At 59.6% G+C, this 23618-nt stretch carries 23 protein-coding genes; 11 read left to right on the forward strand and 12 right to left on the reverse strand.

Going from position 1 to position 23618, the window contains the following annotated elements:
• Positions 1 to 115: 115 nt before the first annotated feature.
• From HGP16_RS12085 to HGP16_RS12135, 11 genes are all read right to left on the reverse strand, one after another.
• Entirely contained in the window at positions 116 to 1156 is a 1041-nt protein-coding gene (locus HGP16_RS12085; protein WP_168840247.1) for an LLM class flavin-dependent oxidoreductase, read from the reverse strand.
• Positions 1157 to 1168: 12 nt separating this feature from the next.
• On the reverse strand, positions 1169 to 2107 hold the full coding sequence (locus tag HGP16_RS12090; RefSeq protein ID WP_168840248.1) for an ABC transporter substrate-binding protein: 939 nt from the start codon (positions 2105 to 2107) through the stop codon (positions 1169 to 1171).
• Positions 2108 to 2184: 77 nt separating this feature from the next.
• Positions 2185 to 3129 carry an ABC transporter substrate-binding protein gene (locus HGP16_RS12095; protein ID WP_168840249.1) on the reverse strand — a complete coding sequence of 315 codons (945 nt, stop codon included), beginning with the start codon at positions 3127 to 3129 and terminating at the stop codon, positions 2185 to 2187.
• Between the two features lie 92 nt (positions 3130 to 3221).
• A complete protein-coding gene (locus HGP16_RS34410; RefSeq protein ID WP_168840250.1) occupies positions 3222 to 4997 on the reverse strand; it encodes an amino acid ABC transporter permease/ATP-binding protein in 1776 nt (591 codons plus the stop codon).
• A 40-nt stretch (positions 4998 to 5037) separates the two neighbouring features.
• Positions 5038 to 5598, reverse strand: coding sequence for a GNAT family N-acetyltransferase (locus tag HGP16_RS12105; protein ID WP_168840251.1), 561 nt, complete (start codon positions 5596 to 5598; stop codon positions 5038 to 5040).
• Positions 5595 to 6794, reverse strand: a complete 1200-nt coding sequence (locus HGP16_RS12110) for a M20 aminoacylase family protein (RefSeq protein ID WP_168840252.1) — start codon at positions 6792 to 6794, stop codon at positions 5595 to 5597. Before HGP16_RS12110 ends, HGP16_RS12105 begins: the two co-directional genes overlap by 4 nt.
• A 15-nt stretch (positions 6795 to 6809) precedes the next feature.
• Positions 6810 to 8159: an LLM class flavin-dependent oxidoreductase gene (locus HGP16_RS12115; protein WP_168840253.1), complete on the reverse strand. Its 1350-nt coding sequence runs from the start codon at positions 8157 to 8159 to the stop codon at positions 6810 to 6812.
• 23 nt (positions 8160 to 8182) lie between these two features.
• A complete protein-coding gene (locus HGP16_RS12120) occupies positions 8183 to 9175 on the reverse strand; it encodes an LLM class flavin-dependent oxidoreductase (protein WP_168840254.1) in 993 nt (330 codons plus the stop codon).
• A gap of 339 nt (positions 9176 to 9514) precedes the next feature.
• Positions 9515 to 9952, reverse strand: coding sequence for a toxin-activating lysine-acyltransferase (locus HGP16_RS12125; protein ID WP_168840255.1), 438 nt, complete (start codon positions 9950 to 9952; stop codon positions 9515 to 9517).
• A gap of 5 nt (positions 9953 to 9957) precedes the next feature.
• The gene (locus HGP16_RS12130) at positions 9958 to 10269 is read right to left on the reverse strand and encodes a hypothetical protein (RefSeq protein WP_168840256.1); all 312 of its coding nucleotides are present in this window, start codon (positions 10267 to 10269) and stop codon (positions 9958 to 9960) included.
• A gap of 600 nt (positions 10270 to 10869) precedes the next feature.
• Positions 10870 to 11604 (reverse strand): phosphotransferase enzyme family protein, encoded by a 735-nt coding sequence (locus HGP16_RS12135; RefSeq protein ID WP_168840429.1) that lies wholly within the window; start codon positions 11602 to 11604, stop codon positions 10870 to 10872.
• Positions 11605 to 11845: 241 nt separating this feature from the next.
• On the opposite strand from HGP16_RS12135, the gene HGP16_RS12140 reads away from it, so the two are divergent.
• From HGP16_RS12140 to HGP16_RS12185, 10 genes are all read left to right on the forward strand, one after another.
• Positions 11846 to 12484: an alpha/beta family hydrolase gene (locus HGP16_RS12140; RefSeq protein WP_168840257.1), complete on the forward strand. Its 639-nt coding sequence runs from the start codon at positions 11846 to 11848 to the stop codon at positions 12482 to 12484.
• A 312-nt stretch (positions 12485 to 12796) separates the two neighbouring features.
• Complete coding sequence (gene tauA / locus HGP16_RS12145) at positions 12797 to 13810, forward strand: taurine ABC transporter substrate-binding protein (RefSeq protein WP_168840258.1); 1014 nt, start codon at positions 12797 to 12799, stop codon at positions 13808 to 13810.
• A gap of 56 nt (positions 13811 to 13866) precedes the next feature.
• Positions 13867 to 14655 carry a taurine ABC transporter ATP-binding protein gene (locus HGP16_RS12150; RefSeq protein WP_168840259.1) on the forward strand — a complete coding sequence of 263 codons (789 nt, stop codon included), beginning with the start codon at positions 13867 to 13869 and terminating at the stop codon, positions 14653 to 14655.
• Positions 14652 to 15506, forward strand: a complete 855-nt coding sequence (locus HGP16_RS12155; RefSeq protein ID WP_168840260.1) for an ABC transporter permease subunit — start codon at positions 14652 to 14654, stop codon at positions 15504 to 15506. The genes HGP16_RS12150 and HGP16_RS12155 overlap by 4 nt, the downstream gene beginning before the upstream one ends.
• Before the next feature lie 87 nt (positions 15507 to 15593).
• Positions 15594 to 16676, forward strand: coding sequence for an LLM class flavin-dependent oxidoreductase (locus HGP16_RS12160; RefSeq protein WP_168840261.1), 1083 nt, complete (start codon positions 15594 to 15596; stop codon positions 16674 to 16676).
• A 164-nt stretch (positions 16677 to 16840) separates the two neighbouring features.
• Entirely contained in the window at positions 16841 to 17482 is a 642-nt protein-coding gene (locus tag HGP16_RS12165) for a DUF47 family protein (protein WP_168840262.1), read from the forward strand.
• Entirely contained in the window at positions 17482 to 18486 is a 1005-nt protein-coding gene (locus HGP16_RS12170; RefSeq protein WP_168840263.1) for an inorganic phosphate transporter, read from the forward strand. Before HGP16_RS12165 ends, HGP16_RS12170 begins: the two co-directional genes overlap by 1 nt.
• A 167-nt stretch (positions 18487 to 18653) precedes the next feature.
• A complete protein-coding gene (gene mntR / locus HGP16_RS12175) occupies positions 18654 to 19103 on the forward strand; it encodes a manganese-binding transcriptional regulator MntR (protein WP_168840264.1) in 450 nt (149 codons plus the stop codon).
• A gap of 220 nt (positions 19104 to 19323) precedes the next feature.
• A complete protein-coding gene (locus tag HGP16_RS12180; protein WP_409526830.1) occupies positions 19324 to 20793 on the forward strand; it encodes a diguanylate cyclase domain-containing protein in 1470 nt (489 codons plus the stop codon).
• Between the two features lie 121 nt (positions 20794 to 20914).
• Entirely contained in the window at positions 20915 to 21754 is an 840-nt protein-coding gene (locus tag HGP16_RS12185) for a mechanosensitive ion channel family protein (protein WP_168840265.1), read from the forward strand.
• 160 nt (positions 21755 to 21914) lie between these two features.
• On the opposite strand, the gene HGP16_RS12190 is transcribed toward HGP16_RS12185, so the two are convergent.
• Positions 21915 to 22577: a hypothetical protein gene (locus HGP16_RS12190; protein ID WP_168840266.1), complete on the reverse strand. Its 663-nt coding sequence runs from the start codon at positions 22575 to 22577 to the stop codon at positions 21915 to 21917.
• Between the two features lie 507 nt (positions 22578 to 23084).
• Here HGP16_RS12190 and HGP16_RS12195 point away from each other — a divergent pair.
• Positions 23085 to 23609, forward strand: a complete 525-nt coding sequence (locus HGP16_RS12195) for a 2'-5' RNA ligase family protein (RefSeq protein ID WP_205926531.1) — start codon at positions 23085 to 23087, stop codon at positions 23607 to 23609.
• Positions 23610 to 23618 lie beyond the last annotated feature (9 nt).

Below are 23618 nucleotides of genomic sequence, written 5' to 3' on the forward strand. Positions count from 1 at the left end.
AATATGTCGGCGCCCGTCTTTGCTGCTGTTGGAAATGGTGCCAACAATCGCGCCACGCCTTGCCGGCGGATTCGGCGCTATTCGCCGATACCAGCTGGCGAATAGCTTATGGCCGTCAGGATACGGACCGCCGCAAGACCGTGGTTTCTTTCCAGCCGAGCTCCGGCGCGATTGCCGTCACGAAATCATGGAGGATCTGCCGATATTCCTCATCGTGAAACTCGTAAGGCAGCTCCAGCCGGAATTCGCTGACATGGGGCAGGATCGGATCCTTACGCAAGCGTTCGAGGATTTCTTCGGACGACCCCACAAGATCGCGCGCGAACAGCGTGCGTCGCTCGCCCTGAGGTGAAAGCGTGCGCTCGTAGCGGCCGGCGGCATAGGCCGTATAGCGTTTGCGCGTGATCGCATCGGCGCTATCGAATGGCACGACGACCCGGCCGAGTGCTACCCGCCTCGTATCGCCGCCGGACGCGCGATAGGTTTCCAGTTGTCGCGACTGCGCGACGAAGAAATCGTCGGTCTGCTCACCCGTCGTGACATTGCCGATCAGCAGATTGAAACCGTTGCGACCGGCCCATTCGGCTGAGCGCAAGGAGCCGCCGCCATACCAGATGCGATCGATCAGGCCCTTCGCATAGGGCTGAAGGCGCGGACGCTGCGGCCCGAACGGCGTCTTGATGAGCGTATCGTCATTGCCGACATAGGTCCCCCTCAGATTATCGGCAAAGCGCAGCACCCGCTGATGGGAGAAATCATGGCTCTCCCAATCGCCATCGAAAGCGAGCGGCCCGATCAGATCGGCATGCAGCGGACGACCAGCGCTGAGGCCGATGTTCAATCGTCCGCGCGACAGCACATCCACGGTCGCCAAATCTTCGGCAAGCCGATAGGGGCTCTCATAGCCGATGGGTATGACGGCAGTGCCAAGCTCGATATGGCGCGTTCGCTGCGTCGCGGCCGCGAGAAAGGCGCTCGCCGAGGAAATACCGGGTTCAAGATGACGCTGCCGCACCCAGGCGCTGTTGAATCCCCTCTCTTCGCCATGTTCGAGCAGTTGCAGGGTCTGTTCCAGGCCGGCTAACGGATCTTCGTCCGGATAGTTGCCTGGCGTGAGAAAGCCGATGTGGCTGATCGATGCGGCTTTACGGCTCATGCGGCTGTCTCCTCAAAACTTCGGCAGGCCCGGCGGATTGGTTTCCGATTTCGGCAAGGCTTCTTCCGCAAGATGCCAGTGGTCGAGGATCTTGGCGTAGGTGCCGTCCTTGATCAGCCCGTTTGTCGCAAGCGTCAGCGCCACCGCCAGACCGCTGCCCTTGCGCGTGGTGATCGCGACATCCGAGCGATCCGGCCAGCCGGCGCTCAGCGTGCCGACGCGCTTGATGTTCTTGTCGCGCGCGGCGATGTAGACGAGCTGCGCGTGCGGCTGCACGATGACGTCGGCGCGATTGGACTGGAGGGCCAGAAGACTTGCCGCATCGTCGTCGTAATATTGCAGCTCGATCGGCTTCAGGCCGGCTTTGACGTCTTCGTCGCTCCATTGCAGCAAGATGCGCTCTTGGTTCGTGCCGGCGCCGACGATGATGCGCAGACCGGCGGCATCCTTTGGCTCGTTGATCCCAGTGATCTTGCCGTCGGTCTTGACGAAGAAATCGTGCAGGCCCTGCCGATAGGTGGAGAAATCGAACTTCTCCTTGCGCTGCTCCGTGACGCCGACGTTAGATATCACGGCATCATATTTGCCCGAGGTCAGCCCCAGCGGCCAGTCGATCCAGGCGACCGGGACGAGTTCGAGCTTGAGACCGAGCGCATCGGCAACGGCATAGGCGTAATCGGGATCGGCGCCGACCACAGTCCTCGCGTCCGTCGCATAGGTCGCAAGCGGCGGACCGCCCGGTGCGACCGCGACGGTGAAGGTGCCCGGCGTCACGAACTTCAAATCCTTCGGGATAGCGGCGATCACCGCCTCGTCCTTCGCTGCGTGGATGCGTCCGGGCTGTTCCGGGCTCAGATCGAAGTCTTCGGCAGCCATTGTCGGAGCAAGACCGGTCAAGGCAATTGCCACTGCGGCGGCAAACGTAGTTCTGAAAGTCGTGCGGATGGTCACGGAACCTGTCTCTCCATTTGAGATGGATGGGAGCGGACCGGCGCGAGCCCCACTGACGCCGGTCCGCCCGACCAACATTACGAACCGCTCTTCGGCAGGCCCGCAGGGTTGGTCTTGGATTGATCGATCCCTTCGGCCGTCAGGCTCCAGTGCTTCAGCACTTCGCCATACTTGCCATTCTTGATCAGATCGTTGAGTGCGAGGGTAACGGCATCGGCAAGGCCGGCGCCCTTCTTAGTCGTCACGGCGATTTCGGCCGTCAGCGGCCAGCCGCCGGAGACGATGCCGACAAGCTTCCTCGTGCCGTTGATGGAGGCGTTATACGCCTGCGTCGCATTCGGATTGAACTCGACATCGGCGCGGCCAGACTGTAGCGCGAGATCGGCGGCGGCGCGGTCGTCGTAGTACTGCACCTCGATCGGCTTCAGGCGCGCCGCCACGTTCTGGCGATCCCATTCGAGAATGATCTTCTCCTGGTTGGTGCCGGCGCCGGTGATCACCTTGAGGCCGGCGACATCCTTCGGCTCCTTGATCTCGGTGATCTTGCTGCCGGCCTTCACGTAAAAGCCGAGCACGTCCTTGCGATAGGTGGAGAAATCGAACTTCTCCTTGCGTTCTTCCGTGACCGTCACGTTGGAAATGACGGCGTCATACTTGCCGGAGGAGACGCCGAGCGGCCAGTCTTCCCAGGCAACCGGCACGAGATCGAGCTGCAGGCCGAGGGAATCGGCGAGCAACTGCGCAATATCCGGATCGGCACCCACGACGGTCTTGGCGTCGGTCGCATAGGTGGCGATCGGCGGATCCCAAGGGTTGATCGCCACCGTGAGTTTGCCTGAATTGACGAATTTAAAACCGGGAGCGATCGCCTTGATCGCTGCCTCGTCCTTCTCGGCGCGAACACGATTGGACGTATCCGGGCTCAGATTGAACTTTTCAGCCGCGCCTGCTGTCGTGCAGTTCATCGCTGCCGCCGTCAGAACGCCCGCAACGACATATTTCGCTCTCTCAATAAATGTCATTTCCCGTCTCCTTTTCAATTATAGGTTGTTGATATTATTATCATTATCCGGACGCCTGCTGTGTCAGAGCGTCCAATGTCTACTTGCTGCTGCTAGAGAACCTTGGCGAGGAAGGCGCGGGTGCGTTGATGTCTCGCATCGTTGAAGACCTGCCCCGGCGAGCCGGTCTCAAGAATGTGTCCGCCTTCCATGAAGACGACGGTATCGGCGACCTCGCGAGCAAAACCGATTTCGTGGGTGACGATGACGAGAGTGGTGCCGGTGCGCGCCAGTTCCTTGATCACGTCGAGGACTTCGCCGACGAGCTCCGGATCGAGCGCCGAGGTCGGCTCATCGAACAGCAGCACCTTCGGCCGCAGCGCCAGCGCGCGGGCGATGGCGACGCGCTGCTGCTGGCCGCCGGAAAGCTGGCGGGGATAGGCATCGATCTTGTCGCTCAGCCCGACGCGGGCCAAAAGCTCCTGCGCAAAAGTGATAGCGTCGTCGCGGCTCAATCCCCGCACTTGAATCGGCGCTTCGATAATGTTTTCCAAAACAGTGAGATGCGGGAACAAGTTGAAGTTCTGGAAGACCATGCCGATGTCCGTCCGGCGCTTCAGAATATCCTTCTCCTTGAGCTCATAGAGCACGTCGCCCTTTTGCGTGTAGCCGACCAGTTCGCCGTCCACGGAGATGAAACCACTGTCGACCCGTTCCAGATGATTGATGGCGCGCAGCAGGGTTGATTTCCCCGAGCCCGACGGGCCGATGATTGCCGTCACGCTGCCGGCCGGCAAATTGAGCTCGATATCGTCAAGAACCTTCAGCGTGCCGAAGCTCTTCGAAATGCCATGAATGCGCACGGCACCACCCCTGGCACGCCAGTCAGCAGCACCCGTCCGGCTTCCAAGCGTCACGCCACTTACCCTTGCCGATGCGACCGGCGGACGACGGAAGCGCTGGAAATAGGACTGGAAGGGCAAAGGCGTCGGATTGCGCACCGCACCCTTGGAGAAATAGCGCTCGATATAGTGCTGGGCGATCGACAGCACCGTCATGATGACGAGATACCAGACCGTCGCCACCATCAACAGCGGAATGACTTCCAGATTGCGGCGGTAGATGACCTGCACCGTGTAGAAGAGCTCCGGCAGGGCGAGCACGTAGACCATGGACGTGCTCTTGGCGAGGCCGATGATCTCGTTGAAACCCGTGGGAAGGATGGAGCGCATCGCCTGCGGCAAGATGATGCGGAACGCCTGGCGACGGCGCGATAGGCCGAGGGCGGCGGCCGCTTCCAACTGGCCCTGGTCGACGGAGAGGATGCCGCCGCGAACGATTTCGGCAAAGAAAGCCGACTGGTTGAGCGTCAATCCGAGGAAGGCCGCTGCAAATGGCGTCAGCAGCTGCGTAGTCGGATAATCGAAGAGGACCTTGCCGGTGAAAGGAACGCCGATGCTAATAGTTTCATAAAGATAGCCAAGATTGTTGAGAATTAACAGTAACACAATCATCGGGATTGAACGCAGCAGCCAGATGTAGCCCCAGGAGAGGCTCGCAAGCAGCGGCGACTTCGACACGCGCGCCAGCGCCAGCGCAGTTCCGAGAATGGAGCCGGACACGGCCGCAAGCGCCGTCAGCAGCAAAGTCCTGCCGAGACCTACCAGCACGGGCTCGGCAAAGAACCATTGGGCAAAAACGGCCCAGCCCCACCGCGGATTGGTGAAGGTGGAATAGAGAACGACCGCTATGACGAGCGCGGCAAAGATCGTGCCGGCCGTGCGTCCGGGGTGTCTCGCAGGCACGATGCGATAACGCGAATAGTCAGTCTTCGGCTCGGTGGCTCCAGTGCCTCGATAGACACCCGCAAAATCCGTCGTCAGCGCCATGATACTTACCCCTTTATGATTGTGATTGACCTGTTCGCCGCTATCGACCGGCTGCGGCCAGTCGCTGCCGTGAGCCGGAGGCTTCGGCGACGTAGGACAAGGCCAGATGGCTGATATCCTTCTCGAAAGGCAGGCTCTTGTAGACTTCCGGATCGACCGAAGTGTCGAAGAGCGCGGTGTAGCCATTGGTGAGATAAAGACCGACCGCCTCGGGCTGGCGGAAACCTGTCGTCAGATAGATGCGGCGATAGCCCTGCCGCCCTGCCTGCGCTTCCAGCTCCACCAGCAGCTTCCGTGCCAAGCCCTGACGACGCAGATCCTGCCGGGTCCATATCCGTTTGAATTCGGCGGTCTGGTCGTCATAGCGCTTGAAGCCTCCGCCGCCGATCGTCTCGCCATCGCGCAACAGAAGCAGGAAATTGCCATCCGGTGGCGCGAAGGCCTCCGGCGGATAGCGGTTGAGTTCGGCAGCCGCCCCTTCGGCATTGAAATAGTTGCCGTAGCGGCTGTCATACTCATGGATCAGTTCGTCGATCAGCGGCTTGGCGCGTGGATCGAGCGGGGTCGTATAGAGAAACGTATCGCTCATGTCGGTCGTCACCTGTTGTCATCCGCAAGGAAGGTTTCGGCGAGCCGCACCCAGTAGCGGGCTGCGGGTGCAATGATCGCGTCGTTGAAGTTGTATTGGGCGCTATGCAGGGGCGCGCTATCGCCGTTGCCGACAAAGAGATAACTCCCTGGCTTCGCCTCCAGCATGAAGGCGAAATCTTCGCTTGCCGTCCGCGGCCGGAAATCCGCTTCCACGGCGGCAGTTCCAAGCGTCTTCAAGGCGACATCACGGGCGAAGGCGGTTTCATCGGCATGATTGACGAGTGCCGGAAAACCGAGGCGGTAATTGACCTCGGTCACCGCGCCGAAGCTTTCCGCCTGCGCCCGCGCCAGCGCCGGAATCCGCTCCTGCAGCTTCGCGCGCACCTTTTCGCTGAAAGCGCGCATGGTCAGCTTCATCTCGACGCTTTCGGGAATGACGTTCGAAGCAGAACCTGCATGAATGGATCCCACGGTCGCGACCGCCATATCCTGCGGATCGATGTTGCGGGAAACAACACTTTGAAGTGCCGTGATGAAGGAGGCGGAAGCCAGCACGGGATCGACGGCACGATGCGGCTCGGCGCCATGGCCGCCCTTTCCGACGATCCTGATAACGGCCTGATCGACGGAGGCCATAGCCGGACCGGCAACGAAGCCGAACTGGCCCGCCGGGACATCAGGCCAATTATGCAGCCCGAAGACCGCATCGACCGGAAAGCGATCGAAAAGCCCTTCCGACAGCATCTTGCGCGCACCGGCGCCGATCTCTTCGGCCGGCTGGAAGATCAGCCGCAAGGTGCCGCTGAAATTGCCGTTTTCGGCGAGATAGCGGGCGGCCGCCAGGAGGATCGACGTGTGCCCATCGTGGCCGCAGGCATGCATGACGCCGGGGTTGCTGCTGGCATAGTCTAGCCCGGTCGCCTCTTCGATGGGCAGCGCATCCATGTCGGCACGAATGCCGATGCTACGCTTCCCGTCGCCCCGCTTCAGGGTCGCAACGACACCCGTGCCGGCTATGCCTGTCGCGACGTCGTAGCCCCAGTCGGCAAGGAACGAGGCAACCTTCTTGGCGGTTCGATGCTCCTGGAAGGCGAGCTCGGGATATTGGTGCAGATCGTGCCTCAGCGCGATGATCTCATCGAGGTATGCAGCGATGCCTGTCTCGACTTGGTCGATGACCGAAGCGGGCTTGATGATGGCGTTCATGGCGATCGTCCGGGCTCAGGCGCCCACGGCCTTTGCGGGTTCGATGCCATCCTGTTCCGCCGCGTAACGGCTTTCGCGGAATGGCAAGCCAAGGTGATCGCGCAGCGTCTCGCCTTTCAGCGTGGGCTCGAAGTAGCCGCGCGCCGTCAGGATCGGTAGGACATGCTTGGAGAAATCGTCGAAGCCTTCGCCGATCACCGGGAAACCGAGGATAAAGCCGTCAGCACCCTCTTCGTCCACCCAGCGGATGATTTCACCGGCAATATGCTCGGCGGTGCCGATGAATGAGGTTCGCGGTGTTGCCGCATCGAGCGCCACCTCGCGCAGCGTGAGCCCCTTCTCCCGGGCGGTCTTTTTGATCCGGTCGGTCGTGCCGCGGAAATTGTTGCGGCCGATGTCACCGAGATCGGGAAACTGCTCATCCAGTGGATAGACGCTGAAGTCATGATGGTCGAAGAAGCGACCGAGATAGGCGAGCGCCTCCTCGATGGTGACGAGATTGCGGATTGCCTGATACTTGGCGTCCGCCTCCTCCGGCGTCGCTCCAACGATCGGGCCGATACCCGGAAAGATGCCGACATCGGCGGCACTGCGGCCATGTGCGATCGCGCTTTGCTTCACCTGCGTGTAGAAGATCTTGGCGTCTTCGAGCGGTCCGCCGTTGGTGAAGACGGCATCGGCGTGCTTGCCGGCCAGCCGGATGCCGGAATCGGAGGCTCCGGCCTGGAACACCACCGGCTGCCCCTGTTTGGAACGACCGATATTAAGGGGACCTTCGATGCGGAAGAACCGGCCCTTGTGGTTCAGGCGATGCAGCTTGGATTTGTCGGCATAGACGCCGGTCTCGCGGTCACGCACGAAGGCATCGTCGTCCCAGGAATCCCACAGGCCCTTGATGGCATCGAGATATTCGTCGGCGATCTCGTAGCGCAGCTCGTGCTCGGGATGCTCGCGGCTGTAGTTGCGGCCGGAGCCTTCGAGCGGTGAGGTCACGGCGTTCCAGCCGGCGCGGCCGCCGCTGATGAGATCGAGCGAGGCAAATTGCCGGGCAATAGTGAAGGGATCGCTGTAGGAGGTCGAAACGGTGCCGACCAGGCCGAGCTTCGTCGTGAAGGCAGCGAGCGCGGACAGGATGGTCAGCGGCTCGAACCGGTTAAGGAAATGCGGGATGGATTGCTCGTTGATATAGAGCCCATCGGCGACGAAAGCGAAGGCAATGCCGGCATCCTCAGCTTTGCGGGCGGCTTTCACGAAGAAGTTGAGATTGGTGCTGGCGTCGGCCGGGACGCTCGGGTGCTTCCAGGCATTCATGTGGCCGCCCGGGCCTTGCAGCATGATACCGAAGGTGACGTGTTTTTGAGCCATGATGATCCTCCTGGGATAGGCGCTCAGGCGACGAGCGAAAGGCGTTCTTTGGCAAGCAATTCTATGGAGTTCAGCCGTTCGGCGGCGGTCAGCGCCGGCGTGTCGAGCACGAATTCCTCGACGCCGTAGCGATGATGAAGCGTGTCGAGTTCGTCGCGGATCTGCGCCGCCGTGCCGTGCAGCACGCTCGGCACCTTCTCTTCGGTCCGGAAGTCGGAGAAGCCCGCCTGACGCGCAAACTCCGCCGCCTGCTCCTGGGTGCCGACATTGACGCTCTGGCCATTGGGCAGGAAAAGCTTGACGATGCGCAGCTGGCCGACGCGCTCCCGGGCATGGGCCTCGCTTTCGGCGGCGAAGGCGGCGAGCGCCAGGATCGGCACCTTGCCACCGCTCGCATGGTCATAGGCTTCGAACGTCTTCCGCAGGTTTTCGGGATCGCCGTTCAGATGGCCGGCAAACACCAACCTCCAGCCTTTCTCCGCGGCAAGCTTCGCGCTTTCGACGCTGGCGCCAAGCAGGAAGCGTTCGGGCGAACGCGGCGGAAACGGCGTTGCCAGCGCGCCGTCGGAGTGGGGATCGGCGGCAAGGTAGGTGTTGATGTCGGAGAGTTGCTCCGCGAAATCCGGCTTCTTCTCGGGATCGAAGGCGCGCTGTAATGCGCGGGTCGAGAGCGGAAATCCGCCCGGCGCCTTGCCGACGCCGAGATCGACGCGGCCGGGTGCCAGCGAGGCCAGGAGATTGAAGGCCTCCGCGACCTTGTAGGCACTGTAATGCTGCAGCATCACGCCGCCGGAACCGATGCGGATCTTCGAAGTGCGGGCGAGAAGATAGGCGATCAGAACTTCGGGTGCCGAACTTGCGAGGTTCGCCATATTATGGTGCTCGGCAACCCAGAAGCGATGATAGCCAAGTTCTTCGGCCCTTACGGCCAGACGCGTCGTGGCGCCAAGCGCATCGGTGGCGTCAAGCCCCTGTTCGATCGGGCTCTTGTCGAGAAGGCTAAGGAGATAAGACATGCCGCTTCATCCATGTTTGCGTCCAATGCCGACCATGGAACGCTTTAGTCTATAAAAAACATAGATTTTAAGTTATTTAAGAAACAGCTTTCTTTTTCTTCCGCCGGATGCGGAAAAAATCGGCAGTCGCCGACGGGATGTGGATGGGGCGGCAACAAATGTCACCAGACTGGAGGTTAGGCGACCACTTGCGCCTTTAAAAATGTCACGGACGAATAGTTGCCGCGAAAAGGAGACTTTGCGTCACAAGGTTGAAAGAAGATCGCTGTGCCTAACTGCGCAGGCATATATCGGGGTGTCGTTGACGAAACCACGCACGTGCAGCGGGCAAGCACCGCATTAGCGAATGTTGCACCACTTCTTAATTCGATTGATCGAACCATCCGGGTTGCGCTTGATTGAATAGCCATTCTGACCCGAGAAATGATTTTGCCGCAAGTCTCGAATGACCATGGCGGCATCACCATGCGGTGCGACAACGTCAATGAACCAAAGGTTGTCGCCTGATGCCCATTTTGATTCATCAGGAGTGAGGCCGTCGGACATCAACTTCAGGTGGGTGACGTCGTCGACGAGTGTCCATGTCACAAAGGCCTTGGGATTGTCCGGTCCGAAAAAGTAAATCTTGCACTGGCCCGTCTTGAGTGCGGGAACGAAGTTTCTTTCCAGGTCGGCGAGCAACCAGCGTCGGTGAAGCGGAGATTGAAGCGTCAGAAATGCCATACTCCCCAATGCCTCCGTTGCACCCAATTTTCTGACCGATGAAGTCGCATCCATTGGTGTCATCGCTCCTTCAATCCATTTTGAATTGCCTTCGTAATAGGTTCAAAAAAGTAGGAAATGAGCCTGCGCGTTGACGTGACGACGTCGACGGTCACTGTCATGCCTGGTGAAAAGCCAATGTCCTTGCCGTCCACCCGTAATTCGGACTTATCGAGCCGAAGGCGTTCCTCAGACTCGTCTGGCTCGACTTCATACTCGCAAGGTGTAGGCGTGGGCGTGAAAGACGGATATAGCTTCGACGGCCAAGTTGCCGCATCGAAAGATCCCAGCAACAATCCGGGATTCAGCAGATCTGCTCTTGGTTCTGTCATCGGGAGCGGAGCGCCAGATCCTTCTGGTTACACGGCAATGGGCGATTACGGGGGTGGCGGTTCACCCTCGAACAACGGCAGGGATAGTTCCGGCGGCAGATAGCGAACCCAAAAGGGTTTCTTGAAACGGGAGAGCGGCTGTGTCCTTGAGCTTTGCGTTCATTTTTAAGACAACGCTGCTCGCCTTCTTTGAGGAAATGACAAAGTTTCTGACGGTCTGGATTTTCAGACGTACGCCCTATCCATTTATCGGCTTGTTTCTCTTCGCCATATTTGAAGGTGCCTTGCAGTTCTCGGCAGTATCACAGCATCTTCTCTATCTCGGTATTGGGTCTCAACTCTTATCTGTCACACTTGCCATATACTTACTGTCTTTCACAAAATTTTTCCACGTCGCAACAAGCTACGTATATCTCAAATCGGTCGCTCCAATCTTGGCTCTCATCTATTGTACACTATGACATACGGCAGCCAACTTGGTATATCTTCCTACGCTTTCTTTGACTTATTACTTACTAATCCCGTTGCTAGACCTCTTATCAAGCTTCGCAGCTATGCGGTCGCCGGACGTTCCGGCGCGCATCGATCCGCCGAGAGCGCTCAGACTGCTCGAACTTCGGCGAGCCGCCTGACTGCGTAGTCGTCCTGCCAGCAAACAGTGGCTTCCCAGGCGGCTGACGCTTGCGCGGCGACATCATAGGCATCGGCGTCGAGATCGGCGGCGTTGTCGGGCAACACCAGATCAAGATCGGGGACGTCGACGTGAGACTCATCCCAGTCGATCAAAGCGACGCGATCCGCCGTCATGCGGATGTTGCCAGGATTGCTTGGGTTGCTGTGGACAACGCAGGTCTGACGCCCGATTAGCCGCGCCCACGCTGCTCGACATCGAGTAACGCCCTCCGGCGGCATCGCGGCAAGATTGACCCTCGTTCCCGCTTCGGCATGCAGGAGGTCGATCGAGGACTTCCAACCGGGGCGCTGCGGCCAACCTTTCGTCAACCCATGCAGCTTGCGTAGCGTATCGGCGACGCGACGCCAATCGGACCCCGTCTTCGGCGGTCCGCCTCCGATGTATTTCATCACCACCAGACCGTCCGCGAACAGGCGGCCGTCGGCCGTGGGGATCGGCACTGGAACGATCATACCCGCACGATCGAGGTGTTGGAGGAGCTCGGTTTCCCACGCGAGATCATCGTCGCTCCTGGAGCCGAGGCGGCCGACCGCGATCTGTCCACGAACGCGAACGCTCCAGACGTCGTTGGCAACGCCGCCAGTGAGTGGTTCGATACGAACCGCATCTTCATCCCATTGCCGGAGAGCTTCCCATCCCAATGGCGATACCCCTGGCGGCATAGTTAGTGCTTCACTTCATTGACCGCAGGCGCGAGCAACGTCAATGAACTTAAGCTTAGCAAGCTCCGCAAGTCTACGTTGCTGTGTCCGCTTTCGGGATCTCTAGCAGCTTGCTATGCGCTTCAGGCGGTGCCTCCTCGCCATCGAATCCGAGGTTTGCTAACAAGACGCCAGCGGCGCAGCGCTTACTCTGCGACGCTACGAACCGGGAGAATCCTGAATGCCTTACCATTTCCTCGTCAATGGTCCCGAAGATGCCAAGGTCACTATCGTTCTCGCGCATGGGGCGGGTGGCGCAATGGACACGAAATGGATGGAAGCCGTGTCCGCGGCGCTTGTCCGCAAAGGCTTACGAATTATCCGGTTCGAGTTTGATTACATGTCGGCACGGCGCTCTTCGGGGAAGCGGTCCCCGCCACCTCGAGCAGAGCTCCTGAATCAGGAATTCAAAACCGTGATCGATGAAGTCGGTTCAGGGGGGACACTCGTCATCGCGGGGAAATCCATGGGCGGACGTGTGGCGAGTATGATCGCGGACGATCTTCGCAATGCGGGACGGATTTCTGGACTCCTTTGTCTTGGCTATCCTTTCCATCCAATAGGAAAACCGGAGAACCTGCCGACCGCCCATCTCGCAAACATCAAGACGCCTACGCTCATCTGTCAGGGAACTCGCGACCTATTCGGATCGCGGGAAGAAGTCTCTACGTACGAGCTCTCCAAAATGATCGAGATTCTCTGGCTGGAGGATGGAGACCATGACTTCACGCCACGAAAGGCCGTATCCGGTCTGACGTCCGCAGAGCATATCGCAATCGTTGCCGATCACGTAGCCCGATGGGCCTCTGCGCTGCGTTGATCGGCAGAAGGTAAAGGCGCGCCCAAGCCGCGATTTGCAAGCATTCCGCCGGCGAGATCAAACACCTGATTCAGGGCGGCTCTTTCAATACCCGCCTCATCCGTCTCGGTTGCCCACTTCAGCAGTGCTCTTCGCCTTTCCTCTATAAAAATATGACGTCGCTGCGCTCGTCATGGAGTCAGAGAAACAATTCCCCTTATAGTCTATAAAAATAGTTTGTTATTTCTGTCGATGACCCTGTTCTCTTCGCTAGGTTCAGCTTATCGAACTTAGCGAACCGCCGGAAACCTTGCTCCGGCCAAGGGGACAAACATGAATTTCAAGCAACTGATCGCTGCGGCCGCATTTGGTCTCGCCAGCATTTCCATCGCATCCGTTGCGGCTGCGGCGGACAAGAAAGTCGTTGTCGGCTACCAAACCGATGCCCTGCCCTCCTCCGTCGCGATCGTCAATGGCGAATTCGCCAAGGAGACGGGCTACGCAATCGATTTCCGCAAATTCAATTCCGGAGCCGAGATCTTTGCCGCCATCGCATCCGGCGACGTCCAGATCGGCTATGTCGGCTCAAGCCCGTTTGCGGCGGCCGCCTCGCGCGGACTTGACATGAAGGCTTTCTACCTCTCCTCCATCTCGGGCGTCGACGAGGCTCTCGTGGTGCGTAACGGCTCCGGCATCAATACGCTTGCCGATCTGAAGGGCAAGAAGCTCGCGGCAGCACCGGTTTCGACTGATCACTATCAGCTGCTCGCCCTCATCAAGTCCCTCGGCCTGACGGAAAAGGACGTGCAGGTCTTTGCTATCCCGCAGCCGGAAATCGTCGCAAGCTACAATCGCGGTGATATCGACGGCGGCTTCGTCTGGGATCCGGCGTTGACGGAGCTGAAGAAGAACGGCAAGGTGCTGGTAACATCCAAGGATGTCGCCGACAAGGGCGCTCCGACCTTCTCCGCCTGGGTTGCAACCTCGAAATTCGCGGCCGACAACCCGCAGTTCCTGAGAGCCTACGCCTCGGTCATCAACAAGTACTACGCCTCCTTCGTGGCCGACAAGGCTGCATGGGGACCGGACAGCGAGAATGCAAAGGCGCTTGCCAAGCTTCTCGGCGGCACGGCCGATCAGCAAGCCGCCGCCCTGAAAAATCTCACCCTTTTGACGCCCGACGTACAGGCATCGGCTGACTGGCTCGGCGGCGGCGACAAGTCCGGGGCGGCCAGGATCCTCAAGGACACAGCGACCTTCCTGAAGAGCCAGGGGAAAGTCTCCGGGGTCCTGCCGAATTACGGCGCATTCGTCACCGCTGACGCGCTTACGAGCGCAAGCAACTGATCCTCCCTGGCACCGGCGCGCTTGTCGCGTCGGTGCCGCATTTTTTTGAGGGCTCCATGCTTCAAGTCGACCATGCCAGCGTTTTCTTTGGGGCGCGTGACGGCAGAACCGTTCACGCGCTCGACCGCGTTTCCTTCAACATTCCCGAGCGCGGCATCGTCGTGGCGCTTGGCGCTTCGGGCTGCGGCAAATCCACCTTGCTCAATGCGATCGCCGGCTTCCTGCCGTTGTCGGAAGGGAAGATCACGCTCGACGGCAGACCCGTCTCCGGACCCGGCGCCGATCGTGGCGTCGTCTTCCAGAAGGATGCGTTGCTGCCATGGAAAACGGTGATCGATAATGTCGCGCTCGGCCTGCAATTTGCAGGGTTGGGAAGGCGGGAGCGCCGAGATCGCGCAGCCGAGCTGCTGCGGCTCGTGGGCCTGACCGATTTTGCCAATGCCCTACCCTATGAATTGTCGGGCGGCATCCGCCAGCGCGTCGGCATTGCCCGCGCTCTTGCCACCGACCCGGACATCCTGCTGATGGACGAGCCCTTCGGCGCGCTCGACAGCCTGACGCGCGAACAGATGCAGGAATTGCTGGTCTCGATTTGGGCCAGAACCGACAAGCGCATCTTCTTCATCACCCATTCGATCGAGGAAGCACTGTTCCTCGGCACGGAGGTGCTGGTCATGTCTCCACGGCCAGGGCGCGTCGTTGCCCGCTTCGAACTTGATTTCGTGCATCGCTTCGCCGAGAGCGGCGACACGCGGGCGATCGTCACATCTCCGGAATTCGGCAATCTCCGAGAGGAAATTCGCACCATTCTCCACGACGCCGACAACATCAGGAGCGCGGCATGAGCGACATCATCGAGACGCGCCCGATCGCAACCTCCCGGAACAAAGAGCAGCCAAAGCTGGTTCGCGTTCCCGGTTTCGGGGTCGGCGACAAGCCGACTATCGCCATCAGCATCGCCACGGCAATCGTCTGTCTTGCGCTGTGGTGGCTGGTTGGAAAGCTCGGTCTGGTGTCGCATCTCTTCCTGCCCCGCCCGGACGAGGTTCTGACGCAGATCGGTGTCGTCTATCGCGACGGCTATGCCGGCGCGTCCTTGTCCGAGCATATACTCGCCAGTCTGTTCCGCATCGTCGCCGCCGCGACCATCGCGATCCTCCTCGGCATTCCAGTCGGCCTGTTGATGGGTCTCAACCGCTGGGCAAAAGGAATTCTGGATACGCCGATCGAATTCTACTGGCCCTTGCCTCCGCTTTCCTATCTGCCGCTGATGATCATATGGCTCGGCATCGGCGAGACCTCGAAGATCACACTTCTCGTGCTCGCCATGTTCGCGCCGATCTGCCTGTCCGCGCAGGCCGGCGTCCGGTCGCTGCCGCTCGAACGCGTCAATGCCGCCAGGTCGCTGGGTGCAAACCGGCTGCAGCTCTTCTTCGCCGTCGTGCTGCCCTCGGCCCTGCCGGAAATTCTAACGGGCGTGCGGATCGCCTTCGGCATCGGCTGGGGAACGCTGGTGGCGGCGGAACTCATCGCCTCGACCCGTGGCATCGGCTTCATGATCATGTCGGCATCGCAGTTCCTTGCCACCGACGTCGTCTTCGTCGGCATCGGCATCATCGCGGTCTGCGCATTCGCCTTTTCGGCCGCCGTCCGTATCCTCGCGGCTGTCCTCGTTCCCTGGAAGGGCAAGCTTTAACAGCGATCGGCCGTGGGCCGATGTCGTTCGCGGCCCTCCTCTCCATGCAATCACTCATTCGATTGCGACAGACCCACAGGCGCAGGCATGAGCAACAATTGCGAGTTTCTCTGGTACATCCCCAACGACGTCAAACCGGGCCATCGCGGCGATTCCGCCGTCGAGAACCACAACAGCCTGGAGACGCTCACCAGTCACGCCAGGGCGCTGGAGGATCACGGCTGGAAGGGTGCGCTGATCGGCACCGGCTGGGGACGCCCCGACACCTTTACTGTCGCGACCGCACTTGCCGCCCGCACCACCACTTTCGAGCCGCTGATTGCAATACGCCCCGGCTATTGGCGACCGGCGCATTTCGCCTCCGCCGCCGCCACACTGGATCACCTGAGCGGCGGCCGCGTGCGCGTCAATATCGTATCGGGTAAGGATAACCTTGCCGCCTATGGCGACAGCGAAGGCGACCAGGCCAACCGCTATGGCCGCACCAAGGAGTTCATGCGGCTCACCCGCAAGCTCTGGACGGAAGAAAACGTCTCCTATGAGGGCGAGCATTTCCGCGTGAACGACTCCACCGCCGCGCCACGCCTCCAGCGCCGTGGTGACCGCCTGCACCCCAAGCTCTATTTCGGCGGCGCGTCGGATGCAGCGGAGCGCGTTTCCGCCACTGAAGCCGATGTCCAACTCTTCTGGGGTGAGCCGCTCGCCGACATTGGTGAACGGATCAGCCGGCTCAAGGCATTGAGTAGAGAGCTCGATCGAGATCTCCCGCCGCTGGAGTTCGGGCTGCGCATCACGACGCTGGTTCGCGACACGACGGGGCAGGCCTGGGCGGACGCCGAAGCGAAAGTTGCCGAAATGGCCAAAGGCAACGGAGTTCGCTGGAACGATCATCGGCAGTCGGTCGCCGTCGGCCAGAAACGGTTGTTCGATCTCGCCGCGCGCGGCGACGTGCTCGACTATAACCTCTATACCGCGCCGGGCAAATTCGGCGGCGGAGGGGCAGGCACCACATGGCTTGTCGGCTCGGCCGAAGACGTCGCCCGTTCGCTGCTCAAATATCGCGATCTGGGCATCACGCATTTCGTCCTTTCGGACACGCCCTATCTCTCGGAAATCAAGCGGCAGGGTGACCAATTATTGCCGCTGCTGCGCGAGCACGTTTCGGCGTGATCCATCGGCGAAAAATCTGTCCGCGTTGAATGGAAGCCGATGCGGAGCGTCGTGGCGTCCACAGCAAACATCGGCAAGACCTGAAAACATCACTCTCCCCAGCCTTTCCAAGCCGCACTTTGTCAATTATGACGATTTCGTGACAATGGACGCATGGAGCTTTGATGCTAGGCTGGTTTCGCAAACTCATGCCGCGCGAGGATCGTTTCTTCGATCTCTTCGCGCAGCATTCGCGCACGATCGTCGGTGCCGCCGAGGCGCTGAACGCCCTGCTTTCCGGCAATGACATCGAGGGAAGGTGCCGGCAGATCATCGAGCTCGAAAATCAGGCCGACGATATTACGCGCGACGTGCTGCTCGCGGTTCGCAAGAGCTTCATTACCCCCTTCGATCGCGGCGATATCAAGGATCTGATCATGTCGATGGATGACGCCATCGACATGATGCACAAGACGGTCAAGACCATACGCCTGTTCGAGCAGAAGAGTTTCGATCCCCTCATGCAGCAGATGGGCGAAGTGATCGTCAAGGCGGCGCATCTCGTTGCCGAAGCGGTGCCGTTGCTGGCTCGCATGGGCACCAATGCCACGCGGCTTGCGACCATCACGGAAGAGATCGTCAAGGCCGAAGGTTATGCCGACGAGCTGCACGAACAGGGCCTGAAGGATCTCTTCCGCACGCACGGCGCCTCCAACGCCATGGCCTACATCATCGGCAGCGAGATATATGGCGAGCTGGAAAAGGTTGTCGACCGCTTCGAAGACGTCGCCAATGAGATCAACGGCATCGTGATCGAGAGTGTCTGATGGAGGCTTCGCTTGCCTTTCCGCTGTTGGTGGCAATCATTGCCACGGCGCTGTTCTTCGACTTCCTGAATGGCCTTCATGATGCCGCGAATTCCATCGCGACCATCGTCTCGACCCGAGTTCTCAGGCCGCAATATGCGGTTCTCTGGGCCGCATTTTTCAATTTCATCGCCTTCATGTTCTTCGGCTTGCACGTCGCGGAAACGCTTGGAACGGGCATCATCGACCCGAAGATCGTCGACGCGTCGGTCATCTTCTCCGCTCTTATGGGCGCAATCGTCTGGAACATCGTCACCTGGATATTCGGCATTCCGTCAAGCTCGTCGCATGCACTGGTCGGCGGACTGATCGGCGCCGGTCTTGCCAAGGTCGGCATCAGTTCGATCGTCTGGGTCGGCGTCCTCAAGACGGCGGGCGCGATCGTCATGTCGCCGCTCATCGGCTTCACGCTCGCATTGTTTCTGGTGCTTGCCGTGACATGGCTCTTCGTCCGGCAGACCCCGTTTGCCGTTGACAGCACCTTCCGCATCTTGCAGTTCTTCTCAGCCTCGCTCTATTCCCTCGGACACGGCGGCAATGATGCCCAGAAGACCATGGGAATCATTGCGATACTGCTTTATTCCCAAGGATATGGCGGCAGCGCTTTCCACGTTCCCTTATGGGTGGTTCTCTCATGCCAGTCGGCCATGGCCTTGGGCACATTGCTTGGAGGATGGCGGATCGTGCACACGATGGGTTCGAAAATTACCCGCCTCAATCCGATGCAGGGCTTCTGCGCGGAGACGGGCGGCGCATTGACGCTCTTTGCCGCGACCTGGCTCGGAATACCGGTTTCCACGACCCATACGATTACCGGCGCCATCATCGGTGTCGGAGCCGCGCGTCGAGTCTCGGCCGTACGGTGGGGCGTTGCCGGCAACATCGTTATCGCCTGGATCATCACGCTGCCGGCTGCGGCCGTGATCTCGGCGCTATCCTACTGGATCATTCAACTCTTTCATTGAACAGCTCACGATAAGGAACAGCGCTTAGCGCGCTGAACCGAAGAGCGAAGCCTGACCTCATTTGCCGGTGATTATACCGCCGTGAGGGTTTTATTGCGCTTGCGATTTATTTATAGGCAAGGCTAAATATCTTCACCACTTTCTTGACCTTGCGAAGGTGAGCCATCTTGACGAAACCGCCCGTAGCCCCGGAAAGCCGTCTTTCTTCTACCGAAGTGGAGACGCATGCGGAGGCCTTTCAGAAAAGCCGCGACGATCGACGTACCGAATTGATGGAAGATTACGTGGAGCTCATCGCCGACCTGATAGAGCATGCCGGCGAGGCACGCCAGACCGATATTGCGCAGAGACTGGGGGTAACGCAGCCGACGGTCGCAAAGATGCTCAAGCGTCTGGTCGAGGAAAACCTGATCACGCAGCGCCCCTATCGTGGCGTCTTCCTGACCGAGGAAGGCCAGCGCCTGGCGGTTGCGACCCGGCGACGGCACGTGGTTGTGGAAGCCGTTCTTTGCCGTCTCGGCGTCGATCCCGATACCGCGCGAAATGATGCCGAGGGTATCGAGCACCATGTCAGCGAAAAGACCCTCGAAGCGTTTGAACGCTTTTTGAAGACGTGACGGTTGCAGATATCACGCAAATTCGGCGGCTCATGGCACCAGCGAGCCTTTTAGGGCACAGTTTTAACAAGAATGAATTGAAAATAAGCCGCGATTGACCGACCGGCTTGACCCAATATCCGATGTCAACGCAAGCTTTACAAATGCACGCTAAGCAGAACTTAGCGAACCGCCGGTCTTTCTATTTGGCATACTGGTTTTATTGCCGGCGCAGGGAATCATGATGAACGCCCAGGATCTCAGCAGCATCGTTTTCGACCTGGCCCCCGTCGCCATGTGGCTGGAGGATTTCAGCGGCGTCAAGGAGCAGTTCGAACTCTGGCGCGCGGAAGGCGTGACGGACCTGCGCTCATATTTGCTTGCCGACGTACAGCGCGTCGCGGCTTGCTCGCAAAGGATCAAGCTGCTTGCCGTCAATGCCAAGACATTGGAACTCTTCGAGGCGCCGTCCTTCGAGGTGCTGGCCGGCGCAGTTTCCAGGGTGTTCCGGGACGAGATGCTGCAAAGCCATGTGAACGAACTGGTCGCTCTCTGGGAGGGCAGGACCGAATTTTCCGGTACGGCGGTCAATTATTCGCTAGGCGGCAGAAGGCTCGATATCCAGCTTCGCGGCGTCATTCTGCCGGGGTATGAAACATCCTGGAGCAGATTGCTGCTGACCACGGAGGACGTGACGGCGCGCGAGGAAGCAAGGCGTCTGGAAGAGCGACAGCGCCGCTATGCGGAGGGCCTGTTCGAGCATTCTCCGGTGTCCCTATGGGTCGAGGACTTCAGCCGTATCAGGATTTTGCTCGACGAAATCCGTGATCGCGGCATCGTCGACTTTCAGGTATTTCTCGACGTGCATCCGGAATTCGTGCGGCAATGCATGAGCGAGATCAGCGTGCTCGATGTCAATCAGGCGACGCTCGACCTCTTCTGTGCACCTGATCGCCAGACCCTGCACCACCGGATCGGCGAAGTGTTCCGCGACGACATGGAAAAACACTTTCGCGGCCAGCTGGTGGAATTGTGGAATGGTCGCCTATTCCATCAGCGCGAGGTACTGAACTATGCCCTCGACGGATCGGAGCGCCACGTTCTCCTGCAGTTTTCTGTTTTCCCCGGCTATGAGGACGACTGGTCACTTGTGCAAGTGGCACTCACCGACATTACCGCGCGCAAGAAGGCGGAAGCCTATCTCGAATATCTCGGCAAGCACGATGTGCTGACCAGGCTCTTCAACCGCGCCTTCTATATGGACGAACTCAACAGGCTGGAGCGCAAATCGCTTCGGCCGGTTTCGGCCATCATCATCGATCTCAACAGCCTCAAGGAGGCCAACGACGAGAGCGGGCACGACGCCGGAGACGCGTTGCTGCGCCGGATGGGCGAAGTGCTGAACAGCGTCGTATCCCTGCCGAACCATGCCGCCCGCATCGGCGGCGACGAATTTGCCATTCTCATGCCCGGCGCGGACGAGGTCACGGCTGCCGCGATGGTTGAAACGATCAACGAACTGCTGAAGATCAACAATCAGTTCTATTCCAGCGCGCCGCTCAGCATCTCCATCGGCGTTGCAACGAGCGAGCCCGGCGAGACCATGGAATCCATGATCAAGCGCGCGGATCTCAGCATGTACGAGCAGAAGAAGGCTCACTACGCCGCTGCCGCCACCATGGGTGCCCATCAGGCAAAGCACGGCGCTTGAAGCTTCCGGCACAGGAACTGATCCTGCAATCAATTGAAATTGCTGATCTTCATGCGCCCGATGAGCAGGAACAAAACCCGCGACATCTCATTTGGCCTTTGGGATAAGAGGGAGCCCTCCAATGGAAGATCAAACGACCAATATTGTCGTCGCCACCCGGACTGCGCTCGACCAGGCCGCTGCGCTCGCGGTTCAATATGGCTTCTCGCTTCTCGGCGCGATCATTCTTCTGATCGGCGGCTGGATTCTCGCCGGCATTATCAGCCGCTCGGCCTACCGCGTCATCTCGCGCATTCGCGGCATCGACGAAACCTTGGCAAGTTTCTTTCAGAACGTCCTGCACTACAGCCTGCTGATACTGGTCTTCATCACTGTTCTGGGGCAATTCGGTGTCCAGACTGCTTCCATCATCGCCGCTCTCGGCGCTGCCGGCCTGGCGATCGGCCTGGCATTGCAAGGCACGCTGCAGAATATCGCAGCCGGCATCATGCTGCTGATCCTGCGGCCATTCCGGGTCGGCGAATATATCGAGACGGCCAACGTCAAAGGCTACATCAAGGATATCGGGCTCTTTGCAACGGAGATGAAGACGGCTGACGGTCTCTATCTCATGGCGCCGAACTCCACGCTCTGGAATACTCCCATCATCAACTACAATCGCGAACCGGATCGCCGTCAGGAGTTGACCGTTGCCCTGGGCGAAAAGGTCGATGTCGACCTTGCCCGCAAGACCATACTCGACGTCCTGAAGGCGGATCAGCGCATCAGGAATGCACCCGCGCCTAAGGTCTATCTCGACGATCTGGCAGTCGATCAGACCGTCTTAAACATCGAGTATTGGACGGTCACTGCGTCATGGACAGATGTTCGGCATGATGTCGTCTCAAGATTGAAGGCCCGACTCACCGGACCAGACATCACGGTCAAGTCCCCCACCGAGCCGACTAGCCCAGCCGATTGACACGCATCGTACCAAGCCTGCCGCCGGCAGGGAGCTGAACCAGCGACAGGCTTCGCGAGGCCATAACACCTCGGGCAAGATTGATCTCTTGCTCGCTTTAAACTTCCATGAATGGCATTTGTTCCGCGCTTTACCCGGCTGAGGATTGACCGGCGTCACCCTACCATTTGATGCGGTAGTCGACGCGCAGGTTGCCGGCCGGCGTCAAAGTCTCCAGATTTGCAAAGGAAGCCGAAAACTTGAGATTCGGCGCCAACGGCTGCTGAAACGAGACCGTGCTGGAAAAGACGCTGCCCGCATCCTTCAGATTACCGATTGCGGACAGCGAGGTTCCCGTCCACGGAACGGCGACGGTGACGGCCTGTGTCGCGGTAATGGAATCCGCCGCGTTTCGCGATCCCGCGTAATTCAGGTTCAGGGAGCGGGATGTGCTCATATCCAGGTTTTCGGATACCGTCCAGCTCCGCGAGCGTTCGAAGCATAGGGTTCCCGTGCTGTTCAGAGTATCGACCCTCAAGGCGACTTCGCGACGCCATACGGTCGAAAAGCGCCTGTGATCGTCGATCGCTGTGCCCCACAGCGTCGCCAAGCTGCTGCTGCGCAGGATCGCGCCGCTCGTGGCGCTACCCAAGCCGAGATCCATGCCCGCGCTGACGTCCCAGGCCATCGGCAGCCGAAAGCCAAGCGTCGTCTTATATGCTCGCGGTGCGACCTTGACGGGCGACCAGATCATCAGATCGCTGGCTTTGGACACCTGCGGCACGCTGACACTCGCAAGAAGACCAAGAACGCCCCGAAGGACGCGTTTTGACTTGAAGCCCATGCTAAAGCCCGAATTTTCTGTGCCCGGACGCGACGATGTCCAGGGCGCACTAAGACAACAGCCAGACACGGAGCAATGCCGCGTTCTGGCCTCGGATTGATTTTGTTCGGTTAAGCGCCAGCGGAACGCGGCGCATCGGAGCCAATGTAAAACGGCGTCCGATCGAAAGGCATGACGCCGCTCCCAATCAAGCAGCACCCTTCGCAGAAAAGACTCCCATCCGAGGCCGCGCTTGTAAACCCCTCGAACCAATGTTTTTTGCTGCGTTGCACACATGTCGCACCTGCGACGTCGCTGCACGAAAGCGACATCACCGCGAATGGCCTGAAAAACCGGCCTTCCCCGGCAAGCCATGCTTTCAATGATGGATAATCACATTCGCGCGATCGGATGCCGGGCTGCGATCAAGCGCCGGCGAGGCAGCGAAGCGGCAACCACCACTCACGCGACTCCTGTCCTGACAACATGATGGATATCGGATAGCTTTCCTTACGAAAGGAAACATTATTGCGCATCCCGCCTATCATCGTCACCGCACGCGTTCATCCCAAAGATCTCGCTCCCTTCAATCGCCTTCGCGAGGAGAACTTCCCCGCCGAAAGCAATTTTCTTGAGGCGCATGTGACGATCTTCCACCATCTTCCGGGTCAGCATCTCGCACGCGTGCGGGAGCTAGTGGCAGAGCACGTAGGGAGTCGTGAGGCACCGGCGGCCGTCGTGAGTGGCGTGCGCCACCTCGGCGCGGGCGTCGCATTTGCAATCGACAGTCCCGGCCTGCTCGAACTGCGTGCTGAAATGATGAAGCTGTTCGGATCTTGGCCGGGGCCACAGGATCTGCAGAAATGGCGCCCGCATATCACCATCCAGAATAAGGCGCAGAGAGCCAAGGCGGATGCGCTCTTCTTCCGACTGCGAGAGGGGTTTGAACAGCGGCCGATCAGGATTACCGGAATTGATCTCGCAAGCTATCTCGGCGGCCCGTGGCGGCATGAAGCCACAGTGCCGTTCAGATGCACTATCGAACGCAGATAGAATCTGTAC

Origin of the sequence: Rhizobium sp. P40RR-XXII, from assembly GCF_012641405.1 — a bacterium.
Lineage (GTDB): Bacteria > Pseudomonadota > Alphaproteobacteria > Rhizobiales > Rhizobiaceae > Rhizobium.

Coding starts and splice junctions, on each gene's coding strand:
- HGP16_RS12085 (WP_168840247.1), bottom strand. CDS start 1,156: ATGAGCCGTAAAGCCGCATCGATCAGCCACATCGGCTTTCTCACGCCA.
- HGP16_RS12095 (WP_168840249.1), bottom strand. CDS start 3,129: ATGACATTTATTGAGAGAGCGAAATATGTCGTTGCGGGCGTTCTGACG.
- HGP16_RS34410 (WP_168840250.1), bottom strand. CDS start 4,997: ATGGCGCTGACGACGGATTTTGCGGGTGTCTATCGAGGCACTGGAGCC.
- HGP16_RS12110 (WP_168840252.1), bottom strand. CDS start 6,794: ATGAACGCCATCATCAAGCCCGCTTCGGTCATCGACCAAGTCGAGACA.
- HGP16_RS12115 (WP_168840253.1), bottom strand. CDS start 8,159: ATGGCTCAAAAACACGTCACCTTCGGTATCATGCTGCAAGGCCCGGGC.
- HGP16_RS12120 (WP_168840254.1), bottom strand. CDS start 9,175: ATGTCTTATCTCCTTAGCCTTCTCGACAAGAGCCCGATCGAACAGGGG.
- HGP16_RS12125 (WP_168840255.1), bottom strand. CDS start 9,952: ATGGATGCGACTTCATCGGTCAGAAAATTGGGTGCAACGGAGGCATTG.
- HGP16_RS12130 (WP_168840256.1), bottom strand. CDS start 10,269: ATGACAGAACCAAGAGCAGATCTGCTGAATCCCGGATTGTTGCTGGGA.
- HGP16_RS12140 (WP_168840257.1), top strand. CDS start 11,846: ATGCCTTACCATTTCCTCGTCAATGGTCCCGAAGATGCCAAGGTCACT.
- tauA (WP_168840258.1), top strand. CDS start 12,797: ATGAATTTCAAGCAACTGATCGCTGCGGCCGCATTTGGTCTCGCCAGC.
- HGP16_RS12150 (WP_168840259.1), top strand. CDS start 13,867: ATGCTTCAAGTCGACCATGCCAGCGTTTTCTTTGGGGCGCGTGACGGC.
- HGP16_RS12155 (WP_168840260.1), top strand. CDS start 14,652: ATGAGCGACATCATCGAGACGCGCCCGATCGCAACCTCCCGGAACAAA.
- HGP16_RS12160 (WP_168840261.1), top strand. CDS start 15,594: ATGAGCAACAATTGCGAGTTTCTCTGGTACATCCCCAACGACGTCAAA.
- HGP16_RS12165 (WP_168840262.1), top strand. CDS start 16,841: ATGCTAGGCTGGTTTCGCAAACTCATGCCGCGCGAGGATCGTTTCTTC.
- HGP16_RS12170 (WP_168840263.1), top strand. CDS start 17,482: ATGGAGGCTTCGCTTGCCTTTCCGCTGTTGGTGGCAATCATTGCCACG.
- HGP16_RS12180 (WP_409526830.1), top strand. CDS start 19,324: ATGATGAACGCCCAGGATCTCAGCAGCATCGTTTTCGACCTGGCCCCC.
- HGP16_RS12185 (WP_168840265.1), top strand. CDS start 20,915: ATGGAAGATCAAACGACCAATATTGTCGTCGCCACCCGGACTGCGCTC.
- HGP16_RS12190 (WP_168840266.1), bottom strand. CDS start 22,577: ATGGGCTTCAAGTCAAAACGCGTCCTTCGGGGCGTTCTTGGTCTTCTT.